This window comes from Chelativorans xinjiangensis (assembly GCF_009812055.1).
In the GTDB taxonomy this organism is placed as follows: Bacteria; Pseudomonadota; Alphaproteobacteria; order Rhizobiales; family Rhizobiaceae; genus Chelativorans; species Chelativorans xinjiangense.
Window position 1 is genome coordinate 1 of sequence record NZ_WQNH01000106.1, and the last position, 3706, is coordinate 3706.

Sequence of the window (3706 nt, forward strand, 5' to 3'; positions counted from 1 at the left end):
GCTTGTGCTTCTTCTGGGGCATTCCAACGTCCTCTCTACGGCTCAATAGCCTACTTCAGGGAGGACCACTTTCCAGGGGGCAGGCCAGGCTCATATGGGCGGATGTCGCGCAGGCACTTTCGGCAGCACGGCGGTGATCAGGGCTTTGCCTGGATGGCGCATGTGATGCGCTGCGAACTGTAATGGAAAAAACTTGACAAATTTCAGAAGCTTTATAGTTGGTTGCAGCGCGGCAGCCAGACGGAATGATCCAGCCCCCGCTCTTTTCCACGCAATGGGGGCATCTATGGCGATTGCTGACGGTAACGGGCCACACTTCCAAATTTCCGCGAGAGCAGCATTCCTGCTGACGGCGAGTGCGCTTTCCACGGTCGCCCTTGGCATGCAAGCCATGCCGGCGGCAGCGCAGTCTTCCGAGGGACGCGCGACGCGCCTGGAGCGGCTGGAAGTGCGTGGCCAGACGGACGAAGCGGAAGACAACGACACCGTCGCCCCCAAGGAGGCCAGCTCGGCCACCAAGACGGACACGCCGCTTGCCGAGACGCCGCGCTCGGTCTCGGTCGTGACGCGAAAGGAGATGGAGGAACGGGGAGTCCAGGACATCATCCAGGCGGTGCGCTATTCGGCGGGCGTCACCACGGGCAGCTTCGGCTTCGATCCCCGTTTCGACCAGATCTATATCCGCGGCTTCAACCTCACGACGCTCGGCGACTACCGCGACGGTTTCCGCCAGCCCTACATGAACTACGGCACCTTCCGCACCGAGCCCTATAGCCTCGAGCGCATGGAGATCCTGAAGGGGCCGGCTTCGACACTCTATGGCGGCGGCACCCCCGGCGGGCTCGTCAACAAGATCTCCAAGCGGCCGACGGGCGAGGACCACCGTGAGATCGAACTGCAATACGGCACGGTCGACCGCTATCAGGCCGCCTTCGACTTCGGCGGCGCGCTCGACGAGGACCGCACGCTCCTCTACCGGATTGTCGGCGTGGCGCGCGACGCCGACACCAATTTCGACATGCATGACGACCGCCTGATGCTGATGCCTTCGCTGACGTGGCAGCCGGACGACGCCACGTCTCTGACGGTCTACGCACTCGGCCAGAAGGACAAGACGTCAGCCTCCGCCGCGGCGCTCAACCGTGACGGCGTGGCGCTCGACATGCGGGCGAGCGATCCCGAATACGACTACCAGAAGGTGGAGCAGTACCAGGTGGGCTACGAGCTCGAGCACACCTTCGACAATGACGTGACCTTCAACCAGCACATCCGCTACTCCTATCTGGACCTCGACGCCCGATATCTCTCCGGGGCATGGGACGCAGTCGACCCCAACATCTACCACCGCGGCGCCCATGCGATCACCGACCGGATGAACGTCTTCCAGGCCGACAACCGCTTGTTGAGGACGTTCGAGCTCGGCGGCCTGACGCACAATGTGCTGGCCGGCCTCGATTTCACCGATGTCGGGTCGGAGTTCAGCTACCGCACCGACGGTCTCAACCCGGACTACGACCTCGATATCCGCGATCCGGTCTCAGGTATCAGCGGCCCGACACCCCGGACGCTCGTCCTCCACAGCGCCGCCGACATGCGCCAGATTGGCCTCTACGCGCAGGACCAGATCGAGGCCGGCCGCTGGCGTTTCACCCTGGGCGGGCGCCACGACTGGGTGAAGCAGAAGAATAGAAACCACATGACCGGTGCGGTGACCGCCGACGAAACGAACAGCGCGTTTTCCGGGCAGGTCGGTGCGCTCTACCGCCTCGACAACGGGCTTTCACCCTATGCGAGCTTCGCAACCTCCTTTTTGCCGGTCACGGAAAAAGGCGCGAATGGAACCGTGCTCGACCCACAGACGGCAAGGCAGTTCGAGGTCGGCGTGAAATACCAGCCGGAGGGATCGCCTTTCTCGGTCGTCGCCGCCTTCTATCACATCACCGAAACCGACAGGCCGGAATTCGTAGGTATCGAGAACGGCCTGTTCATTTACGCCCCGGTCGGCGAGGTGACGACGAAGGGGGTGGAGATCGAGGCGCGCGCCTCCCTGGCCGCGGGCTTCGACGTGGTCGCCGCCTATACCTACAACGATGCCGAGATCACGGGGGCCGCCGACACCAGCCTCATCGGCAACCGCCCCGCCGTCACCCCGGAGCATGTCGCGTCCTTGTGGGGCTACTACACCTTCGATGAGAACACGCCGCTTGCCGGCCTCTCGCTCGGTGCCGGCGTGCGCTATCTGAGCGAGACCTTCACCAGCGGCGCCAACACCTCGAAGAACGAGGCCGTCACCTATCTCGACGCCTCCGTCACCTATGATTTCGGCAAGGCGCGCCCCGAGTGGGACGGGCTCTCGCTCTCCGTCTCCGCGACCAACCTGACGGACGAGCGGCCGGCGGTCTGCAACGAGGGCTATTGCTATCTGGGGCAGGGCCGCAGCGTCGTCGGATCGCTGAAATACAGGTGGTAGGGGAATGACGGCGGCCGCAGCACTTTTCGAGCACAGCAAGGCCGGGACTGACGAGCGGCCGTCGTCCCCCGGCTTCGCTGTCGAAAGGGCGGTGGTTCGCGCCGAGGAGCGCACGCTTCTCGATATCGAGGGTCTGTCTTTCCGCCCTCGAGAACTGTGCGGCCTTATCGGGCACAACGGCTCGGGCAAGACGACGCTCCTGAAGCTCCTGGCAAGGCAGATCGTGCCGGACGAGGGGACGATCCTCTACGGCGGACGGCCGCTTTCCGATTTCGGCGCGCGGGAATATGCCCGCCAGGTGGCCTGGCTTGCCCAGGCGCTGCCGGCGGCGGAGAGCCTGACGGTGGCCGAACTGGTGGCGTTCGGCCGCTATCCCTGGCACGGAGCACTGGGGCGCTTTTCGGCCGAGCATCAACGGGCCTGCGACGAGGCCATTGCGGCGACGGGTATCGAGCCCTTTGCCGACCGGCTCGTCGATACGCTTTCGGGCGGCGAGCGGCAGCGGGTGTGGCTGGCCATGCTGATGGCCCAGCAGCCGGAATGCATGCTTCTCGACGAGCCGATCGCGGCTCTGGACCTCATTCACCAGGTCAATGTGATGGAGCTCGTCCATGCGTGCGCACGCGAGCGCGGCATGGCCGTGGTCGTCGTCCTGCATGACGTGAACATCGCCGCACGCTTCTGCGACCGCATCGTCGCCCTCAGGGGCGGTCGGGTCATCCAGGACTGCACCCCCATCGAGCTGATGACGCCGCAGGTGCTGGAGGAGGTCTACGGCCTCCCCATGCGTGTGGTCACGCATCCCGACAGTGGCGCTCCGCTGGGCTTTGCCCGCTGATGAAGCTTCGCGGCCTTCATAGCGGCCTGTCGCGGCGCACTTTCCTTGCCGCCGCCGCGGCCGCCTGCCTGCCGCGTGTTTCGGCCGCCGCCGCCCCGCGGGTTGTCTCCCTCGACTACGCCGTGGCCTCCACGATGATCGAGATGGGCGTGCCGCCCATTGCCGTTCCCAGCATGCCCGATTGGGATATCTGGGTGGTGGAGCCGCGCCTGCCGCCTGAGACGGTCAATCTCGGCTCCATGAACGAGGTGAACTTCGAGGTCCTGCAGAGCCTTTCGCCGGACCTTATCTTCTCTTCCCCCTATCTAGATGTTTGATCCCGCATTTTGATGGTGCATTGTTTTCCCAGGAATGGAAGGATGCACTATGGGACAGGTTCTTCACGGCAGCGCCACAAC

The 3706-nt window shown here is 64.4% G+C and carries 3 protein-coding genes; all 3 read left to right on the plus strand.

The window, feature by feature from the left end:
• Positions 1-391 precede the first annotated feature (391 nt).
• The 3 genes from GM910_RS26770 to GM910_RS26780 are packed head-to-tail and all read left to right on the plus strand — an operon-like array spanning position 392 to position 3625.
• Positions 392-2470, plus strand: a complete 2079-nt coding sequence (locus GM910_RS26770) for a TonB-dependent siderophore receptor (RefSeq protein WP_159593927.1) — start codon at positions 392-394, stop codon at positions 2468-2470.
• A 4-nt stretch (positions 2471-2474) separates the two neighbouring features.
• Positions 2475-3308, plus strand: coding sequence for an ABC transporter ATP-binding protein (locus tag GM910_RS26775; protein WP_159593929.1), 834 nt, complete (start codon positions 2475-2477; stop codon positions 3306-3308).
• The gene (locus GM910_RS26780) at positions 3308-3625 is read left to right on the plus strand and encodes a TroA family protein (protein ID WP_159593931.1); all 318 of its coding nucleotides are present in this window, start codon (positions 3308-3310) and stop codon (positions 3623-3625) included. The genes GM910_RS26775 and GM910_RS26780 overlap by 1 nt, the downstream gene beginning before the upstream one ends.
• The last annotated feature ends 81 nt before the right edge of the window (positions 3626-3706 follow it).